The sequence below is a fragment of the Vibrio sp. 1167 genome, assembly GCF_033340375.1.
Classification (GTDB): Bacteria; Pseudomonadota; Gammaproteobacteria; order Enterobacterales; family Vibrionaceae; genus Vibrio; species Vibrio alginolyticus.
Map to the genome: position 1 here is coordinate 1 of NZ_JAWOWK010000138.1, position 1,016 is coordinate 1,016.

The 1,016-nt window shown below is 45.9% G+C and carries 1 protein-coding gene; it reads right to left on the reverse strand.

Annotated features, from left to right (window positions below; translation table 11 throughout):
- Positions 1 to 1,016, reverse strand: a 1,016-nt coding sequence (gene glmM / locus R7Z78_RS24915; RefSeq protein ID WP_169643699.1) for a phosphoglucosamine mutase, incomplete at both ends; no start/stop codon positions are given.

Here is a 1,016-nt window from a genome sequence, read left to right on the forward strand (position 1 = left end):
AGTGACATATCACTACCAACAACAGAAGCAAGCACTTGTAGAGCAGCAACAATCGCGTCTCCCGTTGTTACTTTATCTAGCAAGATAACGTGACCAGAGTTTTCGGCACCGATCTTCCAGCCTTTAGCCAGCAATTGCTCCATTACATAGCGGTCACCGACAGCAGCACGAACAAATGGAATACCTAATTGCTTCAGGCCATTTTCCATACCTAGGTTAGTCATCAACGTACCAACGACGCCACCTTTTAGTTCACCACGACGCAAAGCATCACGTGCGATGATGTAAGCAATTTGGTCACCATCGACTTTATTACCTAAATGGTCAACCATGATGATACGGTCGCCGTCACCATCGAATGCAAGACCAAGATGAGCTTGCTCTTCGACAACGCGTTTTTGTAGCGCGCGAACGTCTGTAGCACCGACTTCTTCATTGATGTTGATACCATTTGGCTCAACACCCATCGCGATTACATCTGCACCAAGTTCTTTGAAGACATTTGGAGCAATATGGTAGGTTGCACCATGAGCGCAATCAACGACGATCCTTAAGTTAGAGAGACTTAGTGTCGATGGGAATGTGCTTTTACAGAACTCGATGTAACGACCTGCAGCATCATTTAAACGAGTCGCTTTGCCCAATTCAGAAGACTCAACACATTCACTGTCTTTGTCCAATTCAGCTTCGATAGCAAGCTCGATATCATCAGGCAATTTTGTGCCCTCAGATGAGAAGAATTTAATACCGTTGTCGTAATATGAGTTATGCGATGCAGAAATCACAATGCCCGCTTCTGCTCGGAAAGTTTGCGTTAAGTAAGCGACAGCAGGTGTCGGCATTGGACCTGTGAAGGTCGCCTTCAGACCTGCGGCAGCAAGACCTGCTTCTAGTGCAGATTCAAGCATGTAACCAGAGATACGAGTATCTTTACCAATAATAACTTTCTTTGTGCCTTGTTTCGCTAGTACACGACCAGCAGCCCAGCCAAGCTTAAGTACGAAGTCTGGAGTGAT